The sequence below is a fragment of the Xanthomonas sp. Leaf148 genome (genome assembly GCF_001423585.1).
In the GTDB taxonomy this organism is placed as follows: domain Bacteria; phylum Pseudomonadota; class Gammaproteobacteria; order Xanthomonadales; family Xanthomonadaceae; genus Xanthomonas.
In genome coordinates, this window is the sequence record NZ_LMOP01000008.1 from 1,739,791 (window position 1) to 1,766,132 (window position 26,342).

Annotated in this window: 15 protein-coding genes and 1 other RNA gene; 7 read left to right on the forward strand and 9 right to left on the reverse strand. The window is 62.4% G+C overall.

Features of this window, described 5'->3' with window-relative positions; genetic code table 11:
• Positions 1–16 precede the first annotated feature (16 nt).
• On the reverse strand, positions 17–679 hold the full coding sequence (locus ASF90_RS11860; protein WP_311238410.1) for a C40 family peptidase: 663 nt from the start codon (positions 677–679) through the stop codon (positions 17–19).
• 196 nt (positions 680–875) lie between these two features.
• Positions 876–1,529: a C40 family peptidase gene (locus tag ASF90_RS11865; RefSeq protein WP_193553003.1), complete on the reverse strand. Its 654-nt coding sequence runs from the start codon at positions 1,527–1,529 to the stop codon at positions 876–878.
• Here ASF90_RS11865 and ASF90_RS11870 point away from each other — a divergent pair.
• The 4 genes from ASF90_RS11870 to gorA all read left to right on the forward strand — a co-directional run bounded on the left by ASF90_RS11870 (position 1,528) and on the right by gorA (position 5,934).
• Positions 1,528–2,007 (forward strand): peptidylprolyl isomerase, encoded by a 480-nt coding sequence (locus ASF90_RS11870; RefSeq protein WP_055849982.1) that lies wholly within the window; start codon positions 1,528–1,530, stop codon positions 2,005–2,007. The genes ASF90_RS11865 and ASF90_RS11870 overlap by 2 nt on opposite strands.
• Before the next feature lie 233 nt (positions 2,008–2,240).
• On the forward strand, positions 2,241–3,485 hold the full coding sequence (locus tag ASF90_RS11875; RefSeq protein ID WP_055849984.1) for a DUF418 domain-containing protein: 1,245 nt from the start codon (positions 2,241–2,243) through the stop codon (positions 3,483–3,485).
• Between the two features lie 30 nt (positions 3,486–3,515).
• Positions 3,516–4,442 (forward strand): hypothetical protein, encoded by a 927-nt coding sequence (locus tag ASF90_RS11880; RefSeq protein WP_055849986.1) that lies wholly within the window; start codon positions 3,516–3,518, stop codon positions 4,440–4,442.
• A 121-nt stretch (positions 4,443–4,563) separates the two neighbouring features.
• Entirely contained in the window at positions 4,564–5,934 is a 1,371-nt protein-coding gene (gene gorA / locus ASF90_RS11885) for a glutathione-disulfide reductase (RefSeq protein ID WP_055849988.1), read from the forward strand.
• A 545-nt stretch (positions 5,935–6,479) separates the two neighbouring features.
• Here gorA and ASF90_RS22180 read toward each other — a convergent pair.
• A non-coding RNA gene (locus ASF90_RS22180) (sX9 sRNA) lies at positions 6,480–6,557 on the reverse strand.
• 90 nt (positions 6,558–6,647) lie between these two features.
• Here ASF90_RS22180 and ASF90_RS11890 point away from each other — a divergent pair.
• Together ASF90_RS11890 and ASF90_RS11895 are read left to right on the forward strand one after the other, a co-directional pair.
• Positions 6,648–7,061, forward strand: coding sequence for an MGMT family protein (locus ASF90_RS11890; RefSeq protein WP_055849990.1), 414 nt, complete (start codon positions 6,648–6,650; stop codon positions 7,059–7,061).
• A 41-nt stretch (positions 7,062–7,102) separates the two neighbouring features.
• Positions 7,103–7,804 carry a rhomboid family intramembrane serine protease gene (locus ASF90_RS11895; RefSeq protein WP_055849991.1) on the forward strand — a complete coding sequence of 234 codons (702 nt, stop codon included), beginning with the start codon at positions 7,103–7,105 and terminating at the stop codon, positions 7,802–7,804.
• A 489-nt stretch (positions 7,805–8,293) separates the two neighbouring features.
• Here the strand turns inward: ASF90_RS11895 and ASF90_RS11900 are convergent, their stop codons facing one another.
• The 4 genes from ASF90_RS11900 to ASF90_RS11920 all read right to left on the reverse strand — a co-directional run bounded on the left by ASF90_RS11900 (position 8,294) and on the right by ASF90_RS11920 (position 17,500).
• Positions 8,294–10,306 (reverse strand): M13 family metallopeptidase, encoded by a 2,013-nt coding sequence (locus tag ASF90_RS11900; protein ID WP_055849993.1) that lies wholly within the window; start codon positions 10,304–10,306, stop codon positions 8,294–8,296.
• A 186-nt stretch (positions 10,307–10,492) separates the two neighbouring features.
• A complete protein-coding gene (locus ASF90_RS11905) occupies positions 10,493–12,595 on the reverse strand; it encodes a M13 family metallopeptidase (protein ID WP_055849995.1) in 2,103 nt (700 codons plus the stop codon).
• Positions 12,596–12,989: 394 nt separating this feature from the next.
• Positions 12,990–15,092 (reverse strand): M13 family metallopeptidase, encoded by a 2,103-nt coding sequence (locus ASF90_RS11915; RefSeq protein ID WP_055849998.1) that lies wholly within the window; start codon positions 15,090–15,092, stop codon positions 12,990–12,992.
• Between the two features lie 305 nt (positions 15,093–15,397).
• The gene (locus tag ASF90_RS11920; protein WP_055849999.1) at positions 15,398–17,500 is read right to left on the reverse strand and encodes a M13-type metalloendopeptidase; all 2,103 of its coding nucleotides are present in this window, start codon (positions 17,498–17,500) and stop codon (positions 15,398–15,400) included.
• A gap of 362 nt (positions 17,501–17,862) precedes the next feature.
• On the opposite strand from ASF90_RS11920, the gene ASF90_RS11925 reads away from it, so the two are divergent.
• Entirely contained in the window at positions 17,863–19,458 is a 1,596-nt protein-coding gene (locus ASF90_RS11925; protein WP_055850000.1) for an NAD(P)/FAD-dependent oxidoreductase, read from the forward strand.
• A 114-nt stretch (positions 19,459–19,572) separates the two neighbouring features.
• Here the strand turns inward: ASF90_RS11925 and ASF90_RS11930 are convergent, their stop codons facing one another.
• The gene (locus tag ASF90_RS11930) at positions 19,573–22,647 is read right to left on the reverse strand and encodes a TonB-dependent receptor (RefSeq protein WP_055850002.1); all 3,075 of its coding nucleotides are present in this window, start codon (positions 22,645–22,647) and stop codon (positions 19,573–19,575) included.
• Between the two features lie 373 nt (positions 22,648–23,020).
• On the reverse strand, positions 23,021–26,011 hold the full coding sequence (locus ASF90_RS11935; RefSeq protein WP_055850003.1) for a TonB-dependent receptor: 2,991 nt from the start codon (positions 26,009–26,011) through the stop codon (positions 23,021–23,023).
• Between the last annotated feature and the right edge of the window lie 331 nt (positions 26,012–26,342).

The window sequence follows — 26,342 nt, forward strand, 5'->3', positions numbered from 1 at the left end:
TTCGAAGCACTCAGGCTTACAGCACCCGGCGCGCCTGGATGAACTTCTCGCTCCAGTAGCCACTGGCCAGCGAATCCACGCGCACGTCCTTGCCGCGGCTGGGGGCGTGCAGGAACTTGCCGTCGCCGACCACCAGGCCGACATGATCGATGCGGCCACGCTTGCCGAAGAACACCAGATCGCCGGCTTTCAACGCGTTCGGGTCCTTGATCAGTTCGGCCGATTCATCGCGGGCGATGTCGCGCGAGACGCGCGGCAGGTCGATGCCGAGTGCGGTCTTGAAGACGTAGCCGACCAAGCCGCTGCAATCGAAGCCCTCGGTGGACTCGCCGCCCCACACGTACGGGGTACCCAGCAGGGCCATGGCACGCTGCAGGATCACCTGCACGCGGCTGTCGGCAACGGCGTTCTGCGCAGCATTGGCCGCGCTCTGCGAGACATCGTAATTGGCGAGCAGGCGGCTGAGGTCTCCGGCGAACATCGCCGAGCGGTCCATCAGCGGAATGGCGTCATTGGCGGCCAGATGCGGAAGCAGGGCAGCCAGCGTAGCGGTGGCAGCGGCATCAGCACGGCTGCGGGTTGCGGCTTTTTCGGCGGCGACGGCGCTGTCTGGCGTGGTCGTCTGTGCAGCGGATGGGGGGGTATTGGCGGTCTGCGCCAGAGCGGGCAGTGCGGCAATCCACAGAGCGGTAGCGCATAGCAGGCGGAGCGGTTTCCGGAGCGGAAGCGGTGCGGCGCCAGTTTTGATCTGTTCGTCGTTCGTCACGCGGGAATCACAATTCTGCTGTCGATGCGGGATGATGCCTTGGTGAACGAATCGTTACGTTCAAAAAAAGTTAAATTTCCGTTTGGTTACTTGTGATGGTCGTCACATTTTAGTGTAAAACCCGCTTTGAACCTGAATAATGGTCACGCCAGTACGCGCCATCGAGGAAATCCAAGCGGACTGTACCGCCGGTGGTCGGGGCATGCACAAAGCGGCCTTCACCGACATAAATGCCGACGTGGCTCACGCTCCCGCCGGCGCCGAAGAACACCAGATCCCCGGTCGCCAGTTTCTCTGGCGCGATCCGCGGGCCTTGAATTGCGGCCAGGTCGCGCGAAGTGCGCGGCAACGACAGCGCCAGCACATCCTTGTAGACATAGGTGACCAGGCCGCTGCAGTCGAAACCGGTTTCCGGCGTGTTGCCGCCGAACCGGTACGGCGTGCCGACCAGGCCCAGGGCGCGCATCAGGATGTTGTTGGCGGCAGCCGGATCTGCAGGCGGCACCTGCGGCCACACGCGTGACGACGGCGGCGACGCGGCGGCCGGACGTTTGACCGGTGCCTGCGTGCAACCGCCCAGCAGGAGCAGTCCCAGCAACAAACAGGCCGCGGCGCGATGTGCGCGAGCGGCGAAAACTGGCGTGATATGCATGGAGCCGGGATAATGGGCGGTTCGAAAGGTCGCCATGATGGCGGCGCACCCGGCGGCCGACAAGCCGTCTTCCACCGTCTGCCACCGGGCAGCCCATTCAGAGCCAGGCATGAAGATCGAAAAAGACAGCGTCGTCCGCTTCCACTACACCGTTTCGGAGATTGGCCAGGAGCCGATCGAGAGCTCCAAGGAGCGTGACCCGTTGGCGATCATGATCGGCCACGGCAACATCATTCCGGGCCTGGAAGCGGCCATGATGGACAAGGAAGCCGGCGAGAGCTTCGGCGTGGACGTCAAGGCCACCGAGGCCTACGGCGAATACCGCGAAGGCCTGAGTCAGCGCGTGCCCAAGAAGCACTTCGGCGCGACCAAGCTGATTCCGGGCACCCAGGTGGTGCTGCAGACCAACTTCGGCCCGCGTGCGGTGACCGTGCAGAAGGTCGGCATGAGCGTGGTCGACGTCGACCTCAATCACCCGATGGCCGGCAAGGACCTGCATTTCGATGTGGAAATCATCGAAGTGCGCGAAGCCTCGCAGGAAGAGCGCGACCACGGGCACGTGCACGGCGACGGCGGTCATCACCACTAAGCGCGACGATCAACACCGCTGCGTGGCCACTGGCCGGGTACGCCCAGCCGTGGCAACCAGCGCACGCCGCGCGTGCACGCTGAGGGCGGCATGCCACCCACAGCGGGTTGGCGATGATGCGCAACCTGGTGTTGGCCGCAGCCAGTGATGTCTGTCTTCCTGACGGCCCGCCCCTTCGGCGGGCCGTCTGCTTTCTGCGGCGCGCCACGCCGCATCCGGTTGCCTGAGCTGCGATGACACACCGCGATCTGCTGTTTCCCACTGCCGCGAGCGAGCGCATCGTCGTGCTGGACGTCCTGCGCGGCTTTGCGTTGCTCGGCATCTTGCTGATGAACATCGAGGCCTTCGTCGGCCCGCTGGATCTGGCGCTCAGCGGTGTGGAGCCGCATTGGCACGGCGCCGATCGCGTTGCCGATGCGCTGGTCTACATCTTTGTGCAGGGCAAGTTCTACACGCTGTTTTCGATGCTGTTCGGCATGGGGTTTGCGGTCATGGCCCAACGCGCCGAACGCACCGGACGCGGGTTTTTTGGCATGTATCTGCGCCGCACGGCCGGCTTGCTGGTCATCGGTCTGGCGCACGCGCTGCTGCTGTGGTCCGGCGACATTCTGGTGACGTACGCAATGCTGGCAGTGTTGCTGCTGGGCGCCCGCAATGCGCCGACGGTGACGCTGCCGTGGCTTGCCGCGTTGGTCTACCTGTGCGCGCCGGCCCTGGTGCTGTTGTACGGCGCTGCGGGTGCGCTGATGCAGGCCGACCCGGCTTCGGCAGTGGAGTGGAAAACGGCGATGGCCGATGTTGCGCGGCAGGCTGTGGCCAACGTGCAGGCGCAGCGCGCCGCACTTGGGCACGGCACCTATCTGCAGGCCACCACGCAGCGCTGGCATGACCTGCGCGAAGCGATGAGCGGGCTGAGCATCAACGGCCCGGCCATGCTCGGCATGTTTTTGCTGGGCAGCTGGTTCGTGCGCAGCGGCGCGATTGCCGCGCCCGAACGCTTCCCGCGGCTGTTCCGTGTGCTGCGTTACGGCGCCTTGCCGCTTGGGTTGGGCGTGATGTTGCTGAGCTATGCCATGGAACCCTGGATGGACCCGGCGCGGTTGAGCATGCGCCTGTCCGGCGCGTTTGCGCTGGCGTTGGTGGCCGGTCCGCTGATGAGCCTGGGCTACGCCGCATGGGTGGTGCGCTTTGCTGCGCGTCTGGCCTGGCTTGCGCCGGCCGGTCGCATGGCGTTGAGCAACTACCTGCTGCAGTCGTTGCTGTGTACCTGGATGTTTTACAGCTACGGGCTGGGATATTTCGAGCAGCTGCCGCGGGTGTGGCAACTGCCATTCGCGGTAGGGCTGTTCGCCTTGCAGGTGGTGTTGAGCCAGCTGTGGCTGCGCTGGTTCCGCTTCGGGCCGATTGAATGGCTGTGGCGTAGCGTGACCTATCTGCGGGTGCCGCCGATGTGGCGCGGCAACGCGCGCGCGCAATAGCGCACACGCTGATGCGCGTATGTTGTGCGCATGCTGCGTTCGATGAAAGGAGAAAGCCGGATGGTGGAAATTCTATTCGAGGCCGATGAGCGCGCGATGGAGAACCTGATGGAGGGCCCTTGGGTCATCATCCAGGAAAAATCCTACGGACCGTCGCGCAGGATTGCGTTGTTCAACAAGAGCGGCTTCGAAAAATACAGCCAACTCATCGATACGTATGCGTGCGACGGATTTTCGATCGCGCCTGAGGACGTCGTGCAGGGCGAGCTGAAAGCGCATTTTTCCCCCGATTTTGGCAAGGTGAAAAAACGCGACGCGATTGTCGAGATCGGCATACAGGGCGAAGGCGCCTTTGCCGACGACTTCGATTATGACGTGTTCAAAACCTTTAAGAATGTCAAAGCGCTGACGACGCATGGGGTATCGTTTGGACCTGTGCTGCCAATGCTTTTTCCCAAGCTGGAAGCATGGGAAAACCTTGGGTGGAAAAGCAATACGCTTCATTCGCTCAACGGCAGTTGGGCCAGGCTTTCGCGTCTGTCCATCCACGGGTTGAGTGGGTCGCTTCACGTGTTCGACGACCGGCCTATCCGAAAGCTTTTCCTGATCGCGTCAACGATCAAGAATATCGCTGAGATTGCACGTTACAAATCACTTGAAGTCTTGCAGTTCGTCTCCTGTCGTATTGCGGGCGACGTTTCATCACTTTCGCAGCTCGCAACGCTACGTTCGGTGCGCTTCGAAGGCAAAAACAAGCTGGAAGGTTGGGACGGCCTCAGGAGCGAAACGCTGCGGAATTTCTGGGCAACGCATCTGCCGTGCGAATTTCTTGAAGAAAACTTCCCGAACATCGAGAACACTGTCGTCAATACCTACCGGAGCAAGGACCCATTCCGGAAGATTGGCGGAGATCCAGACAAGATCGAAGAGGAGTTCGGCAGCATATTCACCGAATGATCCGCTGCCTCACGCTAAGCTGATTGTGTGTCAGGACTGAAAGCAAACAACCAATGACTAACCCGATGACGCGCCGCCTGCCTGCGCGCGAGCTCCACCTTTGCCACTCGGAGCGTCCTGCATGAGTGCGCGCTACGACTACGACGTGGTGATTCTGGGTGGCGGTTCCGGCGGCCTGGCGGCCGGATTTCGCGCGGCAAAGTACGGCGCACGCGTGGCGATCATGGAGCCTAATGAATTAGGCGGTACCTGCGTCAATCTTGGTTGCGTGCCGAAAAAAGCGATGTGGTTGGCGGCCGATCTGGCTGGCAAGATCGAGCTCGCTAGTGCGCTCGGTTTCGATGTGCCGCGACCGACGCTGGCATGGCAGGAACTGGTCACCCATCGGCAGGGCTATATCGCCAACATCCACGCCAGTTATCGGCGTCGACTCGATGAAGACGGCGTGGTGCTGATTCCGCAACGCGGCGTGTTGCAGGACCGCCATACGCTCATGGGGGAGGATGGGGTGCCGGTGACGGCCGAGCACATCGTGATCGCAACCGGTGCGCATCCGCTACGCCCGAACGTGGACGGCGCCGAACACGGCGAAGTCTCGGACGACTTTTTCAATCTCTGTCATGCACCTGCGCAGGTGGCGATTATCGGCGGTGGCTATATCGCGGTGGAAATCGCTGGCCTGCTGCAGGCACTGGGTAGTCGCGTGCATCTCTATGTGCAGGGCGACCGGTTGCTGGAACGTTTCGATGCGGAACTGACGCTGCAGTTGGCCGACAACCTGCGCCATTTGGGAGTGCGCCTGCATTTCGGTTTCACCACTACTGCCCTCGAACGCGATGCGCAGGGCGGGCTGCGCGTGCATGGCCATCCGGCGCACCCGCGCGAGCAGGGCAACGATGTGTTCGACAAGGTGTTCTTCGCCATTGGCCGACGCGCCAATACCGCAGGCCTGGGTCTGGATACGGTGGGTGTGGCGCTGGGCGAGAAGGGCGAAGTAGTGGTGGACGATGCTCAGACCACCAGTGTGCCGAACATCCATGCAATCGGCGATGTTGGCGGCAAGGTCGGGCTGACGCCGGTGGCGATTGCCGCCGGACGTAAATTGATGGATCGGCTGTTCGGCAATCAACCGGATGCGCGCATGGACTACGACGGCGTGCCGAGCGTGGTGTTTTCGCACCCGCCGCTCGGCCATGTCGGACTCACTGAAGAGCAGGCACGCGCGCGTTACGATGGCGCGGTACGCGTGTATCGCAGCAACTTCCGTCCGATGTTGCATGCCCTGGCCGACGCGCCGCAACGCAGCCTGTTCAAGCTGATCTGCGTGGGCGAGGAAGAGCGCGTGGTCGGCGTGCACCTGCTGGGCGAAAGCGCCGACGAAATACTGCAGGGCTTTGCCGTGGCGGTGAAGATGGGCGCGACCAAGCGCGACTTCGATGAGACAGTGGCGATCCATCCCACGTCGTCGGAAGAGATCGTGTTGATGCATTGATGCATTGATGTGTGGGCGTGTGTTGCGCAATGAACGACGGCGTCTTCAGTTGCGTGCGGGAAGGGATGGAAGCGGCGCAGGTAAGGCAGGCGGAGCGCGAGGTGGAAGCAAAAGGCGAAGCGTGAAGCGCAACTAGGCCCCCTCCGGCGGGGAGTGGCTGGGGGCACGGTTGGTCAGCAAGGGAGCTTAGGCAACGCTGACGCTGCGCTTGGCGATACCGACCATGTGCTCATGCGACGTAGCGCCGGGTTCTAAGCGCTTTGCTGTTTGGATGTCCGAGGCTTCGCACGGACACTCACTCCAACCGCTCTCCCAGCGGGAGAGGGGCTTTTGAGTCTTTCTCTCAAGAGATGGATTGTGATGCCGCAGCTTTCAATGTTGCGCACTGCTTGATGCCTTGCTTGCTCGGCTCTGTGTGGCTTCGCCCGTACCCTCACCCCAACCCCTCTCCCGGCGGGAGAGGGGCTTTTGAGTTTTTACGTCGTGAACGCATCGGGCAACGCGCTCGGTCGCAGAAGCTTCGTGGCGCTGCTGTCATTTAGGACGGCTCAAAGAACGTCGCGAGCCGTCGTCAGGTGGGTGCGGACGGCGCGTTTAGAATCGGTGTGTACGGAGTGGCACATGCCGCATCGAGCGCCGGCCGCGCCCGCCTGGCGGTGAGCACAGTCGTGCTGTTAGCTGTCCTTAGTCGCGTCAGCTGGCATTCTTGCCGGATGTCCAAACCTCGCCAGCCCGCGTTGCGTCCATTTGCATCTGCCAAGTCCGCAGAGCCTGCCTCTCAAAAGCCAGTAGCGCTCTCAAGCGAGCAGGCACGGCTGCGCATTCTTGACGTCATTCGCGCCATTCCTGTCGGTCAGGTTGCCGGCTACGGTGAGGTCGCTACGCGTGCCGGGTTGCCTGGGCGTGCGCGCATGGTGGCGCGTGTGCTCAGTGGCAATGACGACCCGGATCTACCCTGGCATCGCGTGCTTCGTAGCGATGGCCGGATTGCGTTGCCGCCGGGATCGCCCGGCTACGACGAGCAGTGCCAGCGGCTGCGTTCCGAGGGGGTGCCGGTGGTGCAGGGGCGGGTACGCCGCGCCACGGCCGCGCAGCGGCTGGATGCGGCCGTGTGGGGTCCTTCATAACGCTGCCGTTATCATCGACAGCATTCAGAAGGAATGCCGCCATGCCTCAATTGCCGCCCGTCACCAAAGCACTGTTGATCGCCAATATCGGTTTGTTCTTGCTGCAGTGGGCCTTGGGCGATCTGGGGGCGGGGGTGTTGCCATCCGACTCCACCTTGTCGTGGCTCATGCTGTGGCCGATTTCCAACGGCTTTGATGCGTTCTCGCCCGGCGCCAGCTTCATGCCGTGGCAGTTGCTGACTTATGCGTTTCTGCATGGTGGTTTCAACCATCTGTTCTTCAACATGCTGGCGCTTTTCATGTTCGGCGCGCCGCTGGAACAGACCTGGGGGCAGAAACGTTTTCTGACTTACTACCTGGTGTGCGTGGCTGGCGCTGGTCTCTGCCAGCTGCTGATGGCGTGGTTTACCCAGAGTGGTGCACCGGTGGTGGGCGCTTCCGGTGGCGTGTTCGGGCTGTTGTTGGCCTACGGCATGCTGTTCCCGACGCAGCGCGTGATGCTGCTATTTCCGCCGATCCCGATGAAGGCGCGCACGTTCGTGATCGTGTTCGGCGCGATCGAACTGTTTCTCGGCGCCACCGGCTGGCAGCCGGGCGTGGCGCACTTTGCGCACCTGGGCGGCATGCTGTTCGGCTGGTTGATGATCCGCTACTGGCGCGGCCAGTCGCCGTTTGGCGGTAGTGGTGGTCGTAAGGGTGGCGGCGGAAAGGGACGCAAGCCGCCGCTGCGCGTGGTGCGCTGAGTCGGGCGACGGTTTGCCGGGTCGGCATGAGTTGTAGGAGTGACCCTAGGCCCGATTAAAGGTGGCCGGTAAGGCCGCATCGCGGCCAGGGCCGCTCCTACGAGAGCAGGGTGGCGGACGGCTTGTCGCGGTGGAAGTAGATAAGGCAATCGTGGATCTAGCGACCAGCGGATTAGGCAACGAGTTGGCTGAAATGCAGGTCCGGAGAGAGGCTTGGCTAGGCAGAAAGCGGATCTAGCGGAAGGCGAGTCGAGCTAAAAGCGGATCCGGCGATAGGCAGATCAGGCGAAAAGCAGATCAGGCGAAAAGCAGATCAGGCGAAAGGCAGATCAAGCAACGACGGCTTGAGCAAAACGCAAATCAATCCGAAACGGATCAAGCGGAAAAACAGAGCAGGCATTTTCCGTCACGGATATCTGGGACAAAAAAAGAGCGCGAAATCCGCGCTCTTTTTTTATTGCCGATCTGTACTGCCGATCGTGTCGGGGCTCAGCGCCAGATCTTGATCTGCTCTGCGTCCACGCGCTGCATCGGCTGGCCTGCCTTACAGGTGAAGGCTGCACCGAACTCCGGCAGGTTGGACAGCGGGCCGTTGGTGCGCCACTGGCCCGGTGCGCGGATGTCGGCGCTTGCGCGCTGCACCGCTTCGTTCGGCGACAACTGCTGTGCCCACAGGCCGGCCCAGGCAGTGAAGAACGCCTGCTTGTCGGCTTCGGTGGCTGCCGGTTGCGCCTTGCTGAAGGCCTGCCAGGCCAGTTCGACACCGGCCAGATCGGCCAGGTTCTCTTCGGCGGTCTGCGCGCCGTTGACCTTGACGTTGGGCACGCCCGGGTACGGGTAGGCGGCGAACTGGTTGGCCACCTTGCCGGTCAGCTCGGTCCAGCTGCTCTTTTCGGCAGGTGTCCACCAGCTGCGCAGCTCGCCCTTGGCGTCGACCAGCGAGCCCTTAGCATCGATCGCGCGGGTGAGTTCGTGCGCGACCAGTGCACCGTAGGCGCCGTACTGGGCCGCCGGTGTGCCGCCGGTGGTCAGCACCGGTGCCTGCAACACCGCAGCGGTGACGATCAGGCGGTTTTGCGCGATGTCGTAGGCCACTGCCGGCTGCTGCGGCAGCACGTCCCAGCGACGGTCTGCGTTGCCCTTGCCGATGCGCTTCATTTCCTCGCGGTGACGCCAGGTCGAGGCGATCAGCATGTTGCCGCCGAAGCTGCCGCGGCCCATCGGTTGCACGGTGTAGTCCAGATCGCGTCGCGGCGCGCCGACTTCGATCTTCATCGCGGCCAGCTTGGCCTTGGCTTCGGCGACGGCTTCGCCATTGCCCCAGCCGGTACGCTCCAGCGCGGCCAGCTGCGCATCGCGCACCTGGTCGGCAATGGCCTCGGCCTGGCGGCGGGTGTCGCTGCTCAGGTAGCGCGCGACGTATTCGCGACCCAGCATCGGGCCGGCAGCCACGTTGATGGCGTCCAGCACCTGCTGCCAGCGCTGCGGCGGCATCGCATCACCGCGCAGCAGACGGCCGCGGAACTGGTATTCGGCATCGTGGAAGCTCTTGGACAGGTACGGCGCCATCGCATCGCCCACGCGCCAGCGCAGGTAGGCCTTCCACTGCTCCGGCTTGATGCTGACGATCATGCTGTCGAGCTGCTTGAACATCGCCGGGTCGGCCATCGACACCAGGTCGTCCTTGACGCCCTGCGCTTCCAGGAAGTCGGCCAGGCGCAGGTTCTTGTACTGCTTGGTCAGCTCCTTGGTGGCGATCGGCGCGTAGTTGTTGAACGGGTTGTTGATGCCCTGCACCGACTGCGCGCTACGCGCCAGCGCGGTTTCGATCTGCAGCACGGAGGCGGCATCGGCGTCGAGCTTGTCGGCCGGGGTGCCGGTCAGCGCCAGGATCTGCTTGACGTAGGCGCGGTAGCGGCCCATCAGCGCCTGGGTATCGGCATCGGTGCGGGTGTAGAAGGCCGGGTCCGGCAGGCCCATGCCGCCTTGCATGAAGTAGCCGATGTGGCGGTCGAGCGCCTTCAGGTCCACGTCCGGGCCGAAGTTGAAGCCGACCGGGATGCCGACCTGATGCAGTGCGGCGATCGAAGCGGACACATCCTTGGCTTTCTTGATTGCGTCGATACGCGACAGCAAGGGAGCGATCGGATTGGAACCGTCCTTCTCCACCGCCGCCTCATCCAGGCCACTGGCCCAGAAGTCGCCCAGCAGCTTCTGCACGTTGCCCTGCGGCGTCTTCATCGACGCGTCCAGCAATTCGCGTTGCTGCTGCAGGGCGCGCTCGGACAGCTGGCCCAGCGCGGTCACGGCGCCGGCCTGCGGCACCGGGTTGGCCTTGAGCCAGCTGGCGTTGGCGTAGTCGTAGAAATTGGTGCAGGCCGCAGACACGGCCGGGGCCTTGGGGGCTGCCTTCTTCTTGCGAGCGGCGTCGGCGTCGGGGGCGGACAGCAGCGTGATCAGGCTGAAGCCAAGAGCGAGGGCAAGCGGGCGAATGGTGGGCATCGAGAAGAAGGGTGGCCAGAGTAAAGTCGGCGAAGTTTAGCAAGGCTGCGCCTCGCGCAGGCGGGGGCCCGCCGCCGTTCGTCATCGGTACCGGTAATTTGCATGAATGCGACAGGCCCGCGGGTGCGGGCCTGTGCGTGTAGCTATCGTGTTGGAAGCGTTTGCAGGTAGTGACTCGCGCAGCGCCTACCAGATCACCACGCGGTCTTTCTCAGCCCGCACCATTGCGTCGCCAGGTTTGCACGCAAACGCGGTGGCGAACTGCGGCATGTTCGAAGGTGCGGCGATGGCCCGCAGATTGTCGGGTGAGTGGGGGTCGCTTGCGAGGTAGACCAGCTGTTGCTGCTCGCGTGTGAGTCCACGCCAGTTACGCGCAAAGCCCAGGAAAAACCGCTGCTCGGGGCTGTACCCGTCAATAGTCGCAACGCCCTCGGGGTGCTGACGCAGCGCGGTCTGCAGCGCGTCGTAGGCAATGTTGATACCACCCAGGTCGGCGATGTTTTCGCCCAGGGTGAGTCTGCCGTTGACATGCATGTTGGGGTGACTGGGCAAGGGAACATAGGCATCGAACTGCTTCACCAAGCCGTCTGCACGTTGCTCAAATGCCTTGCGATCCTGCGCAGTCCACCAATTGACGTTGTTGCCCGCGCCATCGAACTGGCTGCCTTGATCGTCGAATCCATGCGTGGCTTCGTGCCCGATGATCGCACCGATGGCGCCGTAGTTCAGGGCGTCGTCGGCGTTGGCATCGAAGAACGGCGGTTGCAGGATGCCGGCCGGGAAATTGATGGTGTTGGTACTTGGGCTGTAGTACGCATTGACCGTCTGCGGAGGCATCGACCAACGCTTGCGATCGGTGGGTTTGCCGATCTGGGCGATATCGTAGTGATAATTGAACTTGGCAGCGGCTTGAAGATTGCGGTAGTAGGCACCGGGAACGATCTCCAGCCCCGACCAGTCACGCCAGGTGTCCGGATAGCCGATCTTGGGCAGGAAGGCCTCCCACTTTGCAAGCGCCTTTGTTTTGGTTTCGTTGCTCATCCAGTCGACGTTTTCGATGCGCGTCTTGAGCGCTGCACGCACGTTGTCGACCAATTCGGTGGCGCGTTGCTTGGCTTCGGGCGTGAAGACTTTGGCGACGTAGAGTTGGCCAAGGCCTTCGCCCATGGCTCCGTCGACTGCGCGCAGCACGCGTTTCCAACGTGGGCGTTGCTCCAGTTGTCCGGACAGGGCCTTGCCATAGAAGGCGAAGTTGTTGTCGACGAATGCCTTGCTGAGCTGTCTGGATGCCGCGTCGATGGTATGGAAGCGCAGGTAGGCCTGCCACTGTGCGATCGGCGCACTGGCCAATTGCTGGTCGAACGTCGCGAAGAAGCGCGGTTGCGATAGCGAGAAGCCTGCGCCGACATCCACGCCTTGCGCGGCGAAGAAGTCTTTCCATGAAAAGTGCGGGGTGAGCTTGTTCGCCTCGGCAACGCTGACGAAGTGGTATTGGTTCTTGGGTTGGCGTGCATCGGTCGGGGTAAGCGAGGCGGCAGCCAGTCGCGATTCCAGTGCCATCACGTCTTTGGCTTGCGCCTTGGCCGCGTCGGCATCGCTGCCTGTGAGTTCGAACGACTTGGCGATGTAGGCCAGATAGGCCGCACGGATGGGAGCGTATTCGGCGGAGGTGTAGTAGTCCTTGGTCGGCAGGCCCAGGCCACCTTCGCTGGCAAAGGCGATTTGCTGGTCTGCCTTGTGGAAGTCCGCGCTCGCGCCGAATTCGAAGACATTGCCATCGCCCTCCGCATAGCGGCTGGTGATGTAGCTGGCGACATCCTTGGCGGATTTCAGCGCCTCAATGGCTTTCAGCTGCGGACGGATCGGCTGGTCTCCCGCCGCTTCGATGGCGGCTTCGTCCATCCCCGTGGCGTAGAGCAGACCAAGTTTGCGTGCAAGCGGGTCGGTTTGCTTGTCTGCCTGCCTCGCGGCGCTTTCAACGATCTCTCGCTGCGTGATCAGGCTCTTTTCCGTTAGTGTGTCGAACATGCCCCAACTGGTGCGGTCGGCTGGAATCGGATTGGCTTTGGCCCATTTGGCGTTGACGAACGTATCCAGGTTTTGGCAAGCGCTTGTTGCCGTGTCCAGCTCGTTGATGTCGAACGAGGGTTTCGTTGTGGCGGCGGTTGCCGATGCGCGCGTCGGCGCAGTCGGTTGCGCCGGCTTGTTGCTGTCGTCGGATTCGCGCTTGCAGCCCGCCAAGGCCACAACCAGTGCCAGAGCGAGCGTAGAGGTCTTGATCGGTGACATGGAAGCTCAGTCGGGTGAAAGAGCACCCAGCGTAAGCGGGCACGGCCTTGCGGGCGCATGCGGTGAGCTTTGTTGAGGCTTTGCTGGCAGCCGCGGTTCACGCAGCGGCTGCAGCGTACCTGGTGGGAGGAGTGCAGGGCTGGCGGTACCTGGCGGCACTGGCCGATACCCGCAAGAAAACGGCGACCCAATGAGGAGCGAAGGTCAGCGTGCCAAGGGTGGCATCGAGAACAAGAGTGGCCAACCCAAGGCGCCGGGTGATCAAGACAGCTTGCTGCACAGACAGGTGCGCGCTGTCGTCTGTCATCGGTACCGGCCGTTTGCAACGAATGCGATAGGCCCGCGTGAGCGGGCCTATGCAGTGGGTCCAGCAGCACAGCGCTCGCAGCCGCGCTTACCAGATCACCACGCGGTCCTTGTCGGGCCGCACCATCGCATCGCCCGGCTTGCAGGCGAAGGCGGTGGCGAACTGCGGCATGTTGGCGGGAGAGGCGATGGCGCGCAGCATGCTTGGCGCGTGCGGATCCGAGGCCAGGGCGACCATCTGCTGTTGCTCGCGCACGCGTTGACGCCAGCTGCGCGCAAAAGCCAGAAAGAAACGTTGCTCGGGACTGTAGCCGTCGATCGCCTTTGCCCGCTCGGGATGCTGATGCAGGGCGGTCTGCAGCGCGTCGTAGGCCACGTTGGTGCCGCCCAGGTCGGCGATGTTTTCGCCCAGGGTGAGCTTGCCGTTGACGTGCAGTGTCGGGTGTTTCGGCATTGGGGTATAGGCATCGAACTGTTTGACCAACTGCGCGCTGCGCTGCTCGAACTTGCGTCGATCCTCGGCCGTCCACCAGTTGACGTTGTTGCCTGCACCATCGAACTGGCTGCCCTCGTCGTCGAACCCATGGCTGGCCTCGTGACCGATCACCGCGCCAATGCCGCCATAGTTCAATGCATCGTCTGCGGCGGCGTCGAAATACGGTGGCTGCAGGATTCCCGCAGGGAAATTGATCGAATTGGTGCCAGGGTCGTAGTACGCGTTGACTGTCTGCGGGGTCATCTGCCAACGTGTGCGGTCAGTCGGTTTACCGATCTGCGCGATGTCGTAGCGATAGTTGAACTTGGCCGCTGCCTGCAGATTGCGGTAATACGCGCCGGGGACGATCTCCAACCCGGACCAATCACGCCAGGTATCCGGATAGCCGATCTTGGGCAGGAAGGTGTTCCACTTGGCGATGGCCTTGGCCTTGGTCTCCGCGCTCATCCAGTCGACGTTCTCGATGCGCGTCTTGAGCGCGGCGCGGACGTTGTCCACCAGCTCGCCGGCGCGCTGTTTGGCCTCGGGCGTAAACACCTTGGCGACGTAGAGCTGACCCACGCCTTCGCCCATTGCGCCATTGACCGCGTGCAGGACTTGCTTCCAGCGCGGCGGCTGTTCCGGCTGCCCGGACAGGGTCTCGTCGTAGAAGGCAAACTGGTTGTCGACAAAAACCTTGCTGAGTCGCGAAGAGGCGCCATCGATGGCGTGGAAGCGCAGGTAGGCTTGCCACTGCGCAACGGGCGCGCTGGCCAGCTCGTGGTCGAACGCCGCGAAAAAGCGCGGCTGTGCCAGCGAGAATCCGCTGCCGGCGTCCACACCCTGGGCGGCGAAGAAATCCTTCCAGGAAAAATGCGGTGTGAGCTTGTCAGCCTCGGCGATGCTGAGCAGGTGGTACTGGTTCTTGGGTTCGCGTGCGTCCACCGGTGCCAGCGATGCGGCGGCCAGGCGCGTTTCAAGTGCCAGTACATCCTTCGCCTGCGTCTTGGCGGCATCGGCGGTGCTGCCGGTGAGCTCGAACGACTTGGCGATATAGGCAAGATAGGCCGCGCGGATGGGCGCGTGTTCTGCGTCGGTGTAATAGTCCTTGGTCGGCAGGCCAAGACCGCCTTCCTGCGTAAAGGCGATTTGGATCGCGGCATTGTGGAAGTCCGCGCCCGCACCGAATGCGAACACCTGAGCATCGCCTTCGCCATGACGGCTGATGATGTAAGCGGCGACATCCTTGCCGGACGTCAATGCGGCAATGGCGTCCAGCTGTGGCTGGATCGGCTGAGCGCCAGCTGCTTCGATGGCGGCTTCGTCCATGCCGGCGGCATAGAGCGTGCCGATTTTCTGCTCCAGCGACGTTGGATGTTTGCCTGGCTGGGCGGCGGCAGTTTCAACAATATTGCGTTGAATAGCCTTGCTTTTTTCGGACAGGATTTCGTCCACGCCCCAGCTGGTGTGGTCGGGCGGAATCGGATTGGTGCTTGCCCAGCTGCCGTTGACGAATTCGTCAAGGTTCTGACAGGCGCTGGCTGCTGGGCCGAGTTCGCTGATGTCGAACGCAGGCGTTGCCGGGGTAGCAGGGGCAGCCGCAGATGTCTGCGGTGCGGTGTTTGCCGGCGTGCCGATGTCTTCGGCGTTGCGCTTGCAGCCCGCCAGTGCCACAAGCAGTGCAACGGCGAGCGTGGAAGTCTTGAACAATGGCATGAACGTCGGCCGTGTAAGAAACGAGGAACGCCGAGCATAAGCGGGCGCGGCCCTGCCTGCGTACACGTTGAGCTTTGTTGAGGCTTATGCGCCGATACCGTGATGGATGCAGGTCCAACCGCGTGCAGTGTGCCGCGAGGGCGGCGGTCGGATGCTTGACGCGGTTGGTTGAATTGTTGTCGGTCGCAATGCATGTGGCTGGCCGGCGTGATTCACCTACCAAGCAAAAGAAAAAGCGACAGAATCAAAAAAAACGGGCGACGATCTTTCGATCGCCGCCCGCCTGATTTACCACGCGTGCGCAATTACCAGATCACAACCTGCTGATCGCCCTGACGCACCATCGCATCGCCTGCCTTGCACGAGAACGCGGCGGCAAATGCCGGCATGTTCGACGGTGCACCGATGGCGCGGAAGTTGGCTGGCGCGTGCGGGTCGGTCTTCAACCGCACTACCAGTTCTTCCGGGGTGAAGTTGCGACGCCACACCGTGGCCCAGTTGAGGAAGAAGCGCTGGTCGCGGGTGATGCCGTCGGTCTTGGGGTCGTCCTTGCCGGCAGTAGCGGTCTTCATGGCGTCGTAAGCGGTGTTGAGGCCGCCCAGGTCGGCGATGTTTTCGCCCAGGGTCAGGTCGCCCTTGACCTTGTCGCCAGCCGGCGTGCGGTAGCCGTCGAACTGCGCGACGAGCTTGCCGGTGCGGCCCTTGAACGCATCCAGATCCTTTTGCGTCCACCAACCCGGATCAGGGATGAAGTTGCCATCGGCACCGAAGCGGCTGCCCTGGTCGTCGTAACCGTGCGTCATTTCATGCCCGATCACCGCGCCGATACCACCGTAGTTCATTTCCTCCGGTGCATTCGGGTCGAAGAACGGCGGCTGCAGGATGGCGGCCGGGAACACGATCTCGTTCTGCAGCGGGTTGTAATAGGCATTGACCGTCTGCGGGCTCATGCCCCATTCGGTCTTGTCCACCGGCTTGCCGACCTTGGACAGGTTCCACTTGTAGTTGAATTCCTGCGCGGCCAACACGTTGCCCAGGTAGCTATCGCGACTGGTGGCAAGGCCGTTCCACTCGCGCCACTTGTCCGGGAAGCCGATCTTGGGCGTGAAGCTTTCCCACTTGGCGATCGCCTTGGCCTTGGTCTCCGGACTCATCCAGTCCAGCTTCTCGATGCGCGCCTTCAATGCGGTGCGCAGGTTGCTCACCAGGGTTTCCATCTTGGCTTTGGAATCGGCCGGGAAGGCGACCTTGACGTACATCTGGCCCAGCGTTTCGCCGGCCTGGCCGTTGATGGTGGCCAGCACGCGCTTCCAGCGCGGCTTGATTTCCTTCTGGCCGCGCAGGGTCTTGTTGTAGAACGCGAAGTTCTCATCGACGAACGGCTGGCTCAGGAACGGCGAAGCGCTATCGACGGCGTGGAAGCGCAAGTAAGCGCGCCAGATCGCCGGGTCGGTGTCGGCGATCATCTTGCTCACTTCCTGATGGAAGGCCGGGATCGCCAGCGAGAACATCTCCGGCGTGGCCACGCCCTGCGACTTGAAGAACTCGGTCCACGACCAGTTCGGGGTCAGCTTGTCGGCATCGGCCGGGGAAATCGGGTTATAGGCCAGCGAGGCGTCGCGCGACATCTGCGTGCTGGTCTTGGAGACCTTGGCCAGGCGGGTTTCGAACGCGACCACCTGCTTGGCCTGCGCGGTGGCATCGGCTGCCGCGACGCCGGACAGCTCCAGCACCTTGGCGATGTGCGCCTGGTATGCCTCCAGCTTGGCCTTGTTGCCGGCGCTGGTGTAGTACTCCGGGTCCGGCAGGCCCAGGCCGCCCTGCATGGCGTAGGCGATGTTCTGGCTGGACTTCTTGAAATCGGCTTCGGCGCCGAAGCTGAAGAGCGCGTTGTCGCCCTTGGCGGCGCTGCTGCGCAGATAGTCGACCAGCTTGGCCTGGTCGCTGATGGCGTCGATGGCGCCCAGCTGCGGCTTCAGCGGCTCGATGCCCTGGGCGTTGATCTTGGCTTCGTCCATGCCGGTCGACCACAGGTCGCCGACGATCTTTTCCACACCGGTGGCGCCGGTGTCGGCCGCGGCCTGTTCGGCCAGCTGCTGCTGGATTGCGTTGGAGCGCTCGTCGAGCATTTCGAACGCGCCCCAGCTGGTGCGGTCGCCCGGCACCGGATTGGCAGCCAGGAACTTGGCGTTTGCGTAGGCGTTCAGATCGGTACAGGCGTTGCCATTGGCATCCAGATCGGCCGCGGTGAATTGGTTCACCGCCGGCAGCTTGCTCTGGTCCAGGGTCAGCGTCTTGGGCGCGGCGGGCGCGGCCGCTGCAGTATCGCCAGCCGGGGCCGCAGGCGCGGCGTCGTCGGACTTCTTGCAACCGCTCAGCGCGGCCGCTACGGCCAGGGTCAGCGTCAATAGATGAGGTGTTCGAATCACAAAGGCTCCAGGAGCGACAGTCGATTGGGAAGCCCCGTCACGGGGCCGTGGCCGGCACTCTACGCCTCGCCAGCCGACAGGCATGGTGTCGAAGGTCATGGATGCGGGGTGTGTAGAAACGCGGGTTCGGGGTGCGCTTGCGTGCCGCTGCGCGCGCATGGGACTGCACCTAGCGGCAGTCCGGTGCTGTCGCGTTCCACGCGCCGCGGCTCCGGACCACACTCGTGGTCGCTTGGCCTGGTCGTCGATGTCTATGGAGGTGAGCGGACAGCGCATAGCGATCGAGGCAGCCGCCATTGCTCGAATGGTCCGGCTGCGCAAGCGGTGCTATATACGGCTGCATGCCTACCGCTTCCCAACCGTTGGACGCTTTGATCATCGGCGCCGGCCATAATGGCTTGGTATGTGCTGCGTATTTGGCCCGGGCCGGCAAACGCGTGCTGGTACTGGAAGCGCGCGACGTCGTTGGCGGCGCAGCTGTTACCGAAGAGTTCCACCCTGGTTTCCGCAACTCCGTCGCGTCCTACACCGTGTCGTTGTTGCAGCCCAAGGTCATCGCCGATCTCGCGTTGGAACGGCATGGGTTGCGCGTGGTTGCGCGCCGCATCAATAATTTTTTGCCGCAGCCCAATGGCGAGTATCTGCTGGCTGGCGCGGGGCGTACCGCTGAAGAAATCGCCAAGTTCTCTGTGCGCGATGCAGCTGCATTGCCAGCGTACGAAGCGCATCTGGAACGATTGGCCGACGTGTTGCGGGCATTGGCATTGCAGGCGCCGCCGAATGTGACCGAGGGCGGATGGTTGCAGGCGTTGCCGCAGCTGTGGCGCGCGGGCAAAGTGGGGCTACAGCTGCAGGACTTAACGCTTGCGTTGCGACAAGACCTGCTTGATCTATTTACGATTTCGGCCGCCGAGTATCTGGATCGCTGGTTCGAAAGCGCACCGATCAAGGCGTTATTCGGCTTCGACGGCATCGTCGGCAATTACGCCAGCCCGTACACACCGGGCACGGCGTACGTGTTGTTGCATCACGTGTTCGGGCAAAGCAACGGCGTCAAAGGCGCCTGGGGCCACGCGATCGGCGGCATGGGCGCCATCACCCAGGCGATGGCCGCCAGTGCGCGCGAATACGGCGCGCAGATTCGCACCGGCTGTGCGGTGGATCGGGTGTTGGTGGAGCAGGGGGATGCGGTGGGCGTGGTGACGGTCGATGGCGAAACGCTGCGCGCGCGTGCCGTGGTTGCAAACGTCAACCCGAAGTTGCTCTACCAGCGTTTGATGCGAGCCGAGGACGTACCAGAGGCCACGCGCGAACGCATCGTCCATTACCGCTGCGGATCCGGCACGTTCCGCATGAATGTTGCACTGTCGCGTCTTCCCGATTTCACTGCATTGCCCGGCGCCGGCGACCATCTCACTGCCGGCATCATCCTGGCGCCGAATCTCGATTACATGGACCGCGCCTGGCAGGATGCACGCGCCTTGGGATGGTCGCGCGAACCGGTGGTCGAATTGCTGATACCCAGCACGCTGGACGACTCGCTGGCACCGCCCGGCCAGCATGTGGCCAGCCTGTTCTGTCAGCACGTGGCACCCACATTGCCAGATGGCCGCCACTGGGACGACCATCGTGACGAAGTCGCCGATCTGATGATCGCCACCGTGGAGCGCTACGCACCGGGATTTACCGCATCGATCCTGGGCCGCCAGGTGCTGAGTCCACTGGACCTGGAACGTATCTTTGGCCTGGTCGGCGGCGACATCTTCCACGGCGCACTCAGCCTCAACCAACTGTTCAGCGCACGCCCGATGCTGGGGCAGGGTGCCTATCGCGGTGCGGTTCCGGGTTTATATCTCTGCGGCGCGGGAACACACCCTGGTGGCGGGGTGACAGGGGCGCCTGGACATAATGCGGCGCGGGTGATTTTGGGGGGATGATGCGGCCAGCGATGGCAGCCAAAAAAAGGCCCCGAAAGAACCGGGGCCAGAGACAGTACGTCTGCAGGGCGAAGGTGAGTGAACCCACCTTCGCCTTTGCACGCGATCAAACGATCAGAAATCGTATGACGCAGTCAGACGCATGTAGCGCGGCTGGTTGTAGCTCCAGGCTTCGGTGCCAAGCCCGTACGTGTTGGACACGGTCCGGCGAGTGACCTCATTGGTGCTGGAGATGCGATTGACCGAACGGTCATTCAGTACATTGAATACATTCAGCGAAAACGCCAGCTTGTGATCGGCGAAGCCTGGACGATACGTGACACCTAGATCGAGGTTTTTGATCCATGGAGTCTCGCCAGCGCCGCCCGCAGATACAGGCTGGCCATAGCAGTAGTGATACGACGAGCCATAACCGACCGGATCGTAATCCAGCGCTGCAGCGTCGGGGCCGGCGTAATAGCCCAGGCAGGACTTCGGTGTGCCCGACATCACCCTGACCGTGGCAGATGCCAGCCATTCTGGAGTGAATTGGTAGGCACCGAACGCCTTCAACTGATGGCGACGATCATTGGCCAGATTGCCACCTGCGTAGTACATCAGCTGGGCTGCATCCCAGTCCTGAGTTTTGGAGATGTCGGATTGCCCAAGATCTGACTTCACCTGTCCTTCTGTGTTGCCGTACAGGTGCGACCAGGTGTAATCGACGCGGCCGTACCACTTTTCATCGAACGGATGCTCGATGAAGAGATCCACGGCAACGTAGTTGCGCTTGGCTTTGTCGGTGAAGCCCCAATCGGACTGCGACATACGCAGCTGGGTATAGCCAGAGCCATCGGTGTTGGCAAGGTTGAAGGTGTTGGTTTCGCCAGGGTTGAACATCACGCAACCAGGAATGCTCACGCTGCTCGGGTCGCCGCCTGCTGCTTGGAGCGCATCGGACATGCGTCCTGGATCGCAGACATCGTCGATCGCGGTCTGCAATTTGCGGTAGGTGACCTTGGCGCCTGAATTCCATTTTTCGCCAAGCGTTTTTTCGAAGCCGATCAGGAACTCGTCTTGATACTGCGACTTCAGATCGCTTGGGGCGAACGAGTTCGGATCCGGTGCCTCACCATATTCACCATTGGAGGAAACCGGTCCGGGGCCGAGCGCAGTCAGGCCAGTTGGTTCACCGTTGGCGTCGATCCCGGTGTAGGTGAAATATTCGTTCGTGAACGTCGAGGCCGATGCTCCACGAATGGCGACCTGATTGGGCAGCGCCAGATAGTAACGACCGACGTTAGCGAACACTTTGAAGGAAGAGTCGCCAAAGACATCCCAGCTCACCCCAACACGTGGCGCCCATTGGTCACCACTGTCCACGTAGGCCACATGATCGCTGTTGTAGTTGGTGAACTTGTCGTTGCGGATACCCAGCGTGAGGAGCCAGTTATCGTTGACCTGCCACCGATCTTCCAGGTAGTAGGCCTTCTGCTCGACTGACATGCTGGTAGCTGTAGTGAAGATACGGCGGTTCACGAAGTAGCCATTACCTCCGGAGGGGCCAACGCCCAGCGCACCATTGATGGGTTCGCTGGGATCGTCCTGGCTGCCGTAGATCCAGCGATACCCTGGACCACTGGTAAATACGCCTTCGTCGTAGGCGTTGAAGGACATATTGTCCACGCCGGCGGTCAAGTCATGATCGCCCAGACGATAGTTCAGCTCCAGACGCAGATTGCGGCTCTTATTGATCGGGTCTGCTGCCTTGACAGTCGTGGTGGCCTGCCGGTTGGTAATACGCCGGCCGCCGGTGATTGCCGGGTCCTGCAGAGTCGAACTGGCGATATTGGGTAATGCGGATGCGCCAGGGTTGAACTGTTGGTTGTGCTGAGTATCGCGTCCCCACGTTGCATTGAGGGTCAGGTCGTCGGTGATGTAGCTGGTGAACTTTACGATATCGACACTGTCTTTTAGCTTGTACGTATCCGTGAACAGCCCGGAAGGACCCTGATCCGTAAGTGTTGCATAGTCGTAATTGTTGTATACGCCCGAACGTCGGTCGTTATTTTCGATGCGTGTATATTCGAGGATGTTGCTGTCGTTGATGTTCCAGTCCAGTTTGCCGTAGAACTTCGGCGAACTGTTCTCATAATGGCTGCGTCCTTGGTCGCTGGCGGCCGTCGCAATATTGGTGGTTGCTCCGTCGACCTTGTCCGTTTCGCCGGCCACGAACAGGAACAGGCGATCCTCGATCAGCGGGCCACCTGCGTACGCGCTGTAAACGGTCCTGTTCTGCACGTCGCCCTTGCCGCGGCGATAGATCGTGCCGGGCAGTTCATCATCTTCATAACCGTAATTCGCCGGAAGTTCGCTATTCGGATACCAAGCATCGCCGCGTGAGCTCGCCAGCGATTTGGGTTCCCATACCGCTTGCGCTCCGAAATGCCACTCGTTGGTGCCGCGCTTGCCCACCTGGCTGATGACGCCGCCGGTCGAGCGGCCGTACTTTGCGCTGTAGCCGCCTGTATAGGTTTCCTGCTGGTCGATGGCGCCGTAAGGGAGACTGAGCCCGCCGAGGTTGTTGAACGGGTTGGTGACGTTAACGCCGTTGATGTAATAAGCGTTTTCCGTCACACCCGCGCCGCCAAAGGAGATGGTTGAGCGCGAGCCATTGTTGAACGCTCCGCTTCCGGAGATAGCACCCGGCGCCAACAACGCAATCGCTTCTGCACTGCGTCCCAGCGGCAGAGTGGCCAGCTGCTCGGAGGTGATCACCGAACGCGAACTGGTCGAACTCACATCGATCTTCGGTGCGTTGGCGGCAGTGACCGTGATCGCGCCAAGCGTGGTCGCATCGGCGTTGCTCGCGGCGCTGGCGCCTGCAAACGACACTTCGGTGCCCGAGCCGACGCGCAGCTGCACATTCTTGCGGGTATCGACGACCTGGTCGCCGCGCTTCAGGGTGACGGTGTAGGCGCCAACCGGCAGCGAGCCGAGGTTGTAGCGGCCGTTTGCGTCGATGGTGATGGTGCGGCTCAGGCCGGTGTCGCTCTGCACGACGATCGTGCTGCCGGCTTCGGAGGGGGCGCTGCCGTAGATGCTGCCGGTGGTGCTCTGCGCGTAGACCGCGCCGTTGGTTAGGCAAGCACCGAGCACGACGGCGAGAGCGGTGCGCTTGAGGACTTGGCGACGAAACTGATTGCTCATTCCTGACCTTTCAACTGGGAGTGCGGATAAGGGACGGTCATCGGGGAGTCAGATGGCCTTAACCCGAACGTAATGAATGTCTGCTTTGCAGCGCAAGCAGTTGAAACGATTTATTAATGAAATAGGCGGGATCCGCATCCGAAGTGAGGAATTCGGCACACATTCAAGCCGTGCGACACATGCAAAGAAACAACCTCAACAACAAGCGGGATTCGGTAGTTACATTCGATACAGATAAGCTGGGTGGCGCGAAGCAAGCGCGACCACAGCGCGAGAATCGGCCTCTTGGGAGACGCATCGCGCTCCAGCTCGCCACGTCGCCGCCAAAAAAAAGCCCCGACAAGCGGGGCTTTTTCCTACGTGTCACTCCCGGTCAAAACCGCACCGTCGTTCCCAGGTAGAAGAACCGGCCGACGTTGTCATACAGCGCCGAGTTGAAATCCGAGCCGAAGTAGTTGCGCGGCGGATCCTTGTCGAAGGCATTGTCGATGCCGAGGTAGACGTCGATCTTCGAGCCGGGGAATTGATAGCCGAACTGGAAGTTGTGATACGTGTACGAGCCGTTCTTGATCGGGCTGGCCGAACCCGGGTTGCTGTTGTAGCTCTCCGGGGTCACACGCAGGTTGCCGTCCACATAGTTCATGTCCCACGAGGCGCGCCATTCGTTCCAGTTGTACTTGGTCTGGAACTGCGCGCGCCAGCGCGGGTCGGTCACGTAGGTCACGTATTCGTCGTATTCCTGCGGGAAATCCTGAAAGACCCATTCGCGCGACTGGATCAGCCGGGTACCGACCAGCCGCAGCACCGTGTTGCCTTCGCCGATCTGGAAGCGGTAATCCATTTCCAGATCCACGCCGACGCGGCGCGAGCGGGCCAGGTTTTCGTTCAAAGCCTGCCAACCAATGATGCTGTGCTCGGGGTAGATGCGGCCCTGTGGGTCGGTAAAGCCGCCCAGCGGGGCGCGCTGTACGAAGCCGCAAAAACTGTTGTTGACGCCGCCCGGGTTGTCCACGCAGCGCGTGGCATTGGTCTCGGCCGTCACCGTACCGATGGCATCGCGCAGATCGATGCGCCAGTAGTCGATCGACATGCCGAAGCCTTCGAAGAACTCCGGCTGCCACACCAGTCCGTACGACAGGCTGCGTGCGCGCTCCGGCTTCAACTCCGGATTGCCGCCGCTCACGCCGGGACGGGTCGAGGTAAAGGTGTCGATCCAGCCGACCGGCACGCCCAACGCGCTGCAGTTGGACTGGCGCAATCCCACATCGCCGGCGGTACCAGGACGATTGGAATTGGTCGGCAGGTAGTTGCAGGGGTCGTTGATGGTGGCGAAGTTCTCGCTCTGCGAGTCGTACAGCTCGCCGATGCTGGGCGCACGCACCGCCTGCGCCAGCGTGCCGCGCAACCGCAGCGACGGGATGATGGTCCAGTCCAGACCGATGTTCCAGGTCTTGGTCGAGCCGATGCTGTCGTAGTCCGAATAGCGCCCGGCCACATCCAGCGCCAACCGGTCTACGCCCGGCAGGCCGGCCAGCAACGGAATGGTGCTTTCGACGAAGATTTCCTTGACGGTGTACTCGCCGCCGCTGTTGGGGATGGCGTTGAGGAAGGTCACGCCCGAGGCTGCCAACGGATCGGTGATTTCCTCGCTTTGTTCCTTGCGGTATTCCACGCCGCCGGCAATGCCGATGTCGCCGGCCGGCAGCGACAGCAGATTGCTGTTGGCCACCGACGCACTGAACACGGTTTGCTGGATCTTGGCCTGCGCGCGCGCGGTGGTGTTGAACCAGGCGGCAGCTTCCGGCGTGACCGCGCCATTGCCGAAGACGCTGAAAGGCACGCAGCCTTCGCGCGCCAGTGCCGAATACACACGATTGGTGTTGGGGTTGATCGCGTTCGGGTCCAGCGTGGTGCGGCAGACGATATTGCCGCTGGCATCGCGCGCAGCATCGATGCCAGCCTGCCAGCGCTCGTTGATGCGGTTGTTGAGGTTGAGGCGGTCCACCGTGGTCTTGCCATAGTTGGCAGACACGTCGTAGGTCCAGTTGTCGGTGAAGTTGCCTTCGGCACCGAGCACGGCGCGGTAGGTTTTGCGCTCGATGTTTTCGCCGCGACGGCCGGCATCGACGTTGAAACGGTTCATCAGGATCTGGGTGGCGCCGCGCGAATCCATCAGCGCGCCGAGCTGCGGGCTGACATACGGGTTCTGCCGGCGCACGCGCAGCGAGCTATCGAATGCGGGCTGGCCGAAGAATTCCGAATCGGTCTCGCTGTACTTGCCTTCGAAGAACAGGCGATGGTTTTCGCTCAGTTCGAAGTTCACCATCGTGTTGACGCTCTTGCGATCGAAGCCCGGCTGCAGGTCGGCGACCGCATTGAGATCGACAAAATCGCAATCCACGCACGAGGTATTGCTGACCACCGTGCCGTTGTAACGGTTGCGGCGGAAGCTGCCATCTTCACCGAACAGATAGCGGTTGCCGTAGGTGGCCGGATTGCGGAAATCGAACGTGCCCAGGTTGAAGGTGCCGCCGTAAGAGGTGCTGTGGTTGCCGCCCGGGCCGCTGAGCACGGTCTGCGGGTTGCTTTCGCTCGGTGGGCGGGTCGGATCGAAGCTGGGGTTCTGCACGCTGACCAGATACTCGCGGCCAATGGCGCGGTTGCCGCGACCGAAGCGATCCTGCTTGCTGTACTCGCCCGAGATCGCAATATTGCCGCGGCCTTCGGCAAAGTCGGTGCCGGCAGAAAAGCTGGCGAACGAGCGGTTGTAGTTGCCCTCATCGGCCAGGCCGGTTTGCGCCCGCGTTTCGAAGCCAGTGAAGTTCTTCTTGAGGATGAAGTTGACCACGCCGGCCACCGCATCGGCGCCGTACACCGCCGACGCGCCGCCGGTGATGACCTCCACGCGCTCGACCCATTCCACCGGAATCGTGTTGACGTCCACCGCGGTCGAGCCGGGGCTGGAGCCCACATGGCGGCGACCGTTGACCAGCACCAGGGTGCGGTCGGTGCCCATCCCGCGCAGGTCGAGCAGACCCAGGCCGGCGGTGCCGATGAAGCGGGTGGAGTTGCCCAGCGTGTAGCTCGGTGCCAGGGCTGGCATGCGCGCCATCAGGTCGCTGATGGTGGTCGCGCCGGTGGCGCGGATCTCTTCGGCGGTGATCGCGGTGACCGGCGACGGCGTGACAAAGCCGGTACGCGCAATGCGCGAGCCGGTGACGGTCACCTTGTCCAGATCGGTGGTGCCGGGAGCTACACCATTTTCGGATTGCGCGGCGACGTGGCCGGCGGGGGCGACCAGCGCGACCAACAGGGCGGCGCTCAAACGATGACGGCGGGTAGATTGCGGGAGACGACTCGACATGAACGTGCGGATTCCTTGCTGGGATGAGTCCAACAGCCATGCTCACTGAGTGCGGGCTGAATTGATCCCCGACCGTAACAAGTCCTTCACCATGTGTCCACAATTGTGAAATATGTCGAGGATTGGCACGCGTGCCCCTGGCGCCGTCGTGTGCCTCGGAGCGAGGGCGATATCGGGGGCAACCAGCACGAGCCGGTAAACTGAGCGCCATTCGCGGCGCGCGCTGGGCGTTGGTCCTCGCGACCGCACACGACGAAACGGGACAGCTAATGGCAATGATGTTGGACAACAATGCGCGCGTAGTGACCGGCCACGCAGCAGGCAGTCAGGC

Coding starts and splice junctions, on each gene's coding strand:
- ASF90_RS11870 (WP_055849982.1), top strand. CDS start 1,528: ATGAAGATCGAAAAAGACAGCGTCGTCCGCTTCCACTACACCGTTTCG.
- ASF90_RS11865 (WP_193553003.1), bottom strand. CDS start 1,529: ATGCCTGGCTCTGAATGGGCTGCCCGGTGGCAGACGGTGGAAGACGGC.
- ASF90_RS11875 (WP_055849984.1), top strand. CDS start 2,241: ATGACACACCGCGATCTGCTGTTTCCCACTGCCGCGAGCGAGCGCATC.
- ASF90_RS11880 (WP_055849986.1), top strand. CDS start 3,516: ATGCTGCGTTCGATGAAAGGAGAAAGCCGGATGGTGGAAATTCTATTC.
- gorA (WP_055849988.1), top strand. CDS start 4,564: ATGAGTGCGCGCTACGACTACGACGTGGTGATTCTGGGTGGCGGTTCC.
- ASF90_RS11890 (WP_055849990.1), top strand. CDS start 6,648: ATGTCCAAACCTCGCCAGCCCGCGTTGCGTCCATTTGCATCTGCCAAG.
- ASF90_RS11895 (WP_055849991.1), top strand. CDS start 7,103: ATGCCTCAATTGCCGCCCGTCACCAAAGCACTGTTGATCGCCAATATC.
- ASF90_RS11900 (WP_055849993.1), bottom strand. CDS start 10,306: ATGCCCACCATTCGCCCGCTTGCCCTCGCTCTTGGCTTCAGCCTGATC.
- ASF90_RS11905 (WP_055849995.1), bottom strand. CDS start 12,595: ATGTCACCGATCAAGACCTCTACGCTCGCTCTGGCACTGGTTGTGGCC.
- ASF90_RS11915 (WP_055849998.1), bottom strand. CDS start 15,092: ATGCCATTGTTCAAGACTTCCACGCTCGCCGTTGCACTGCTTGTGGCA.
- ASF90_RS11925 (WP_055850000.1), top strand. CDS start 17,863: ATGCCTACCGCTTCCCAACCGTTGGACGCTTTGATCATCGGCGCCGGC.
- ASF90_RS11930 (WP_055850002.1), bottom strand. CDS start 22,647: ATGAGCAATCAGTTTCGTCGCCAAGTCCTCAAGCGCACCGCTCTCGCC.
- ASF90_RS11935 (WP_055850003.1), bottom strand. CDS start 26,011: ATGTCGAGTCGTCTCCCGCAATCTACCCGCCGTCATCGTTTGAGCGCC.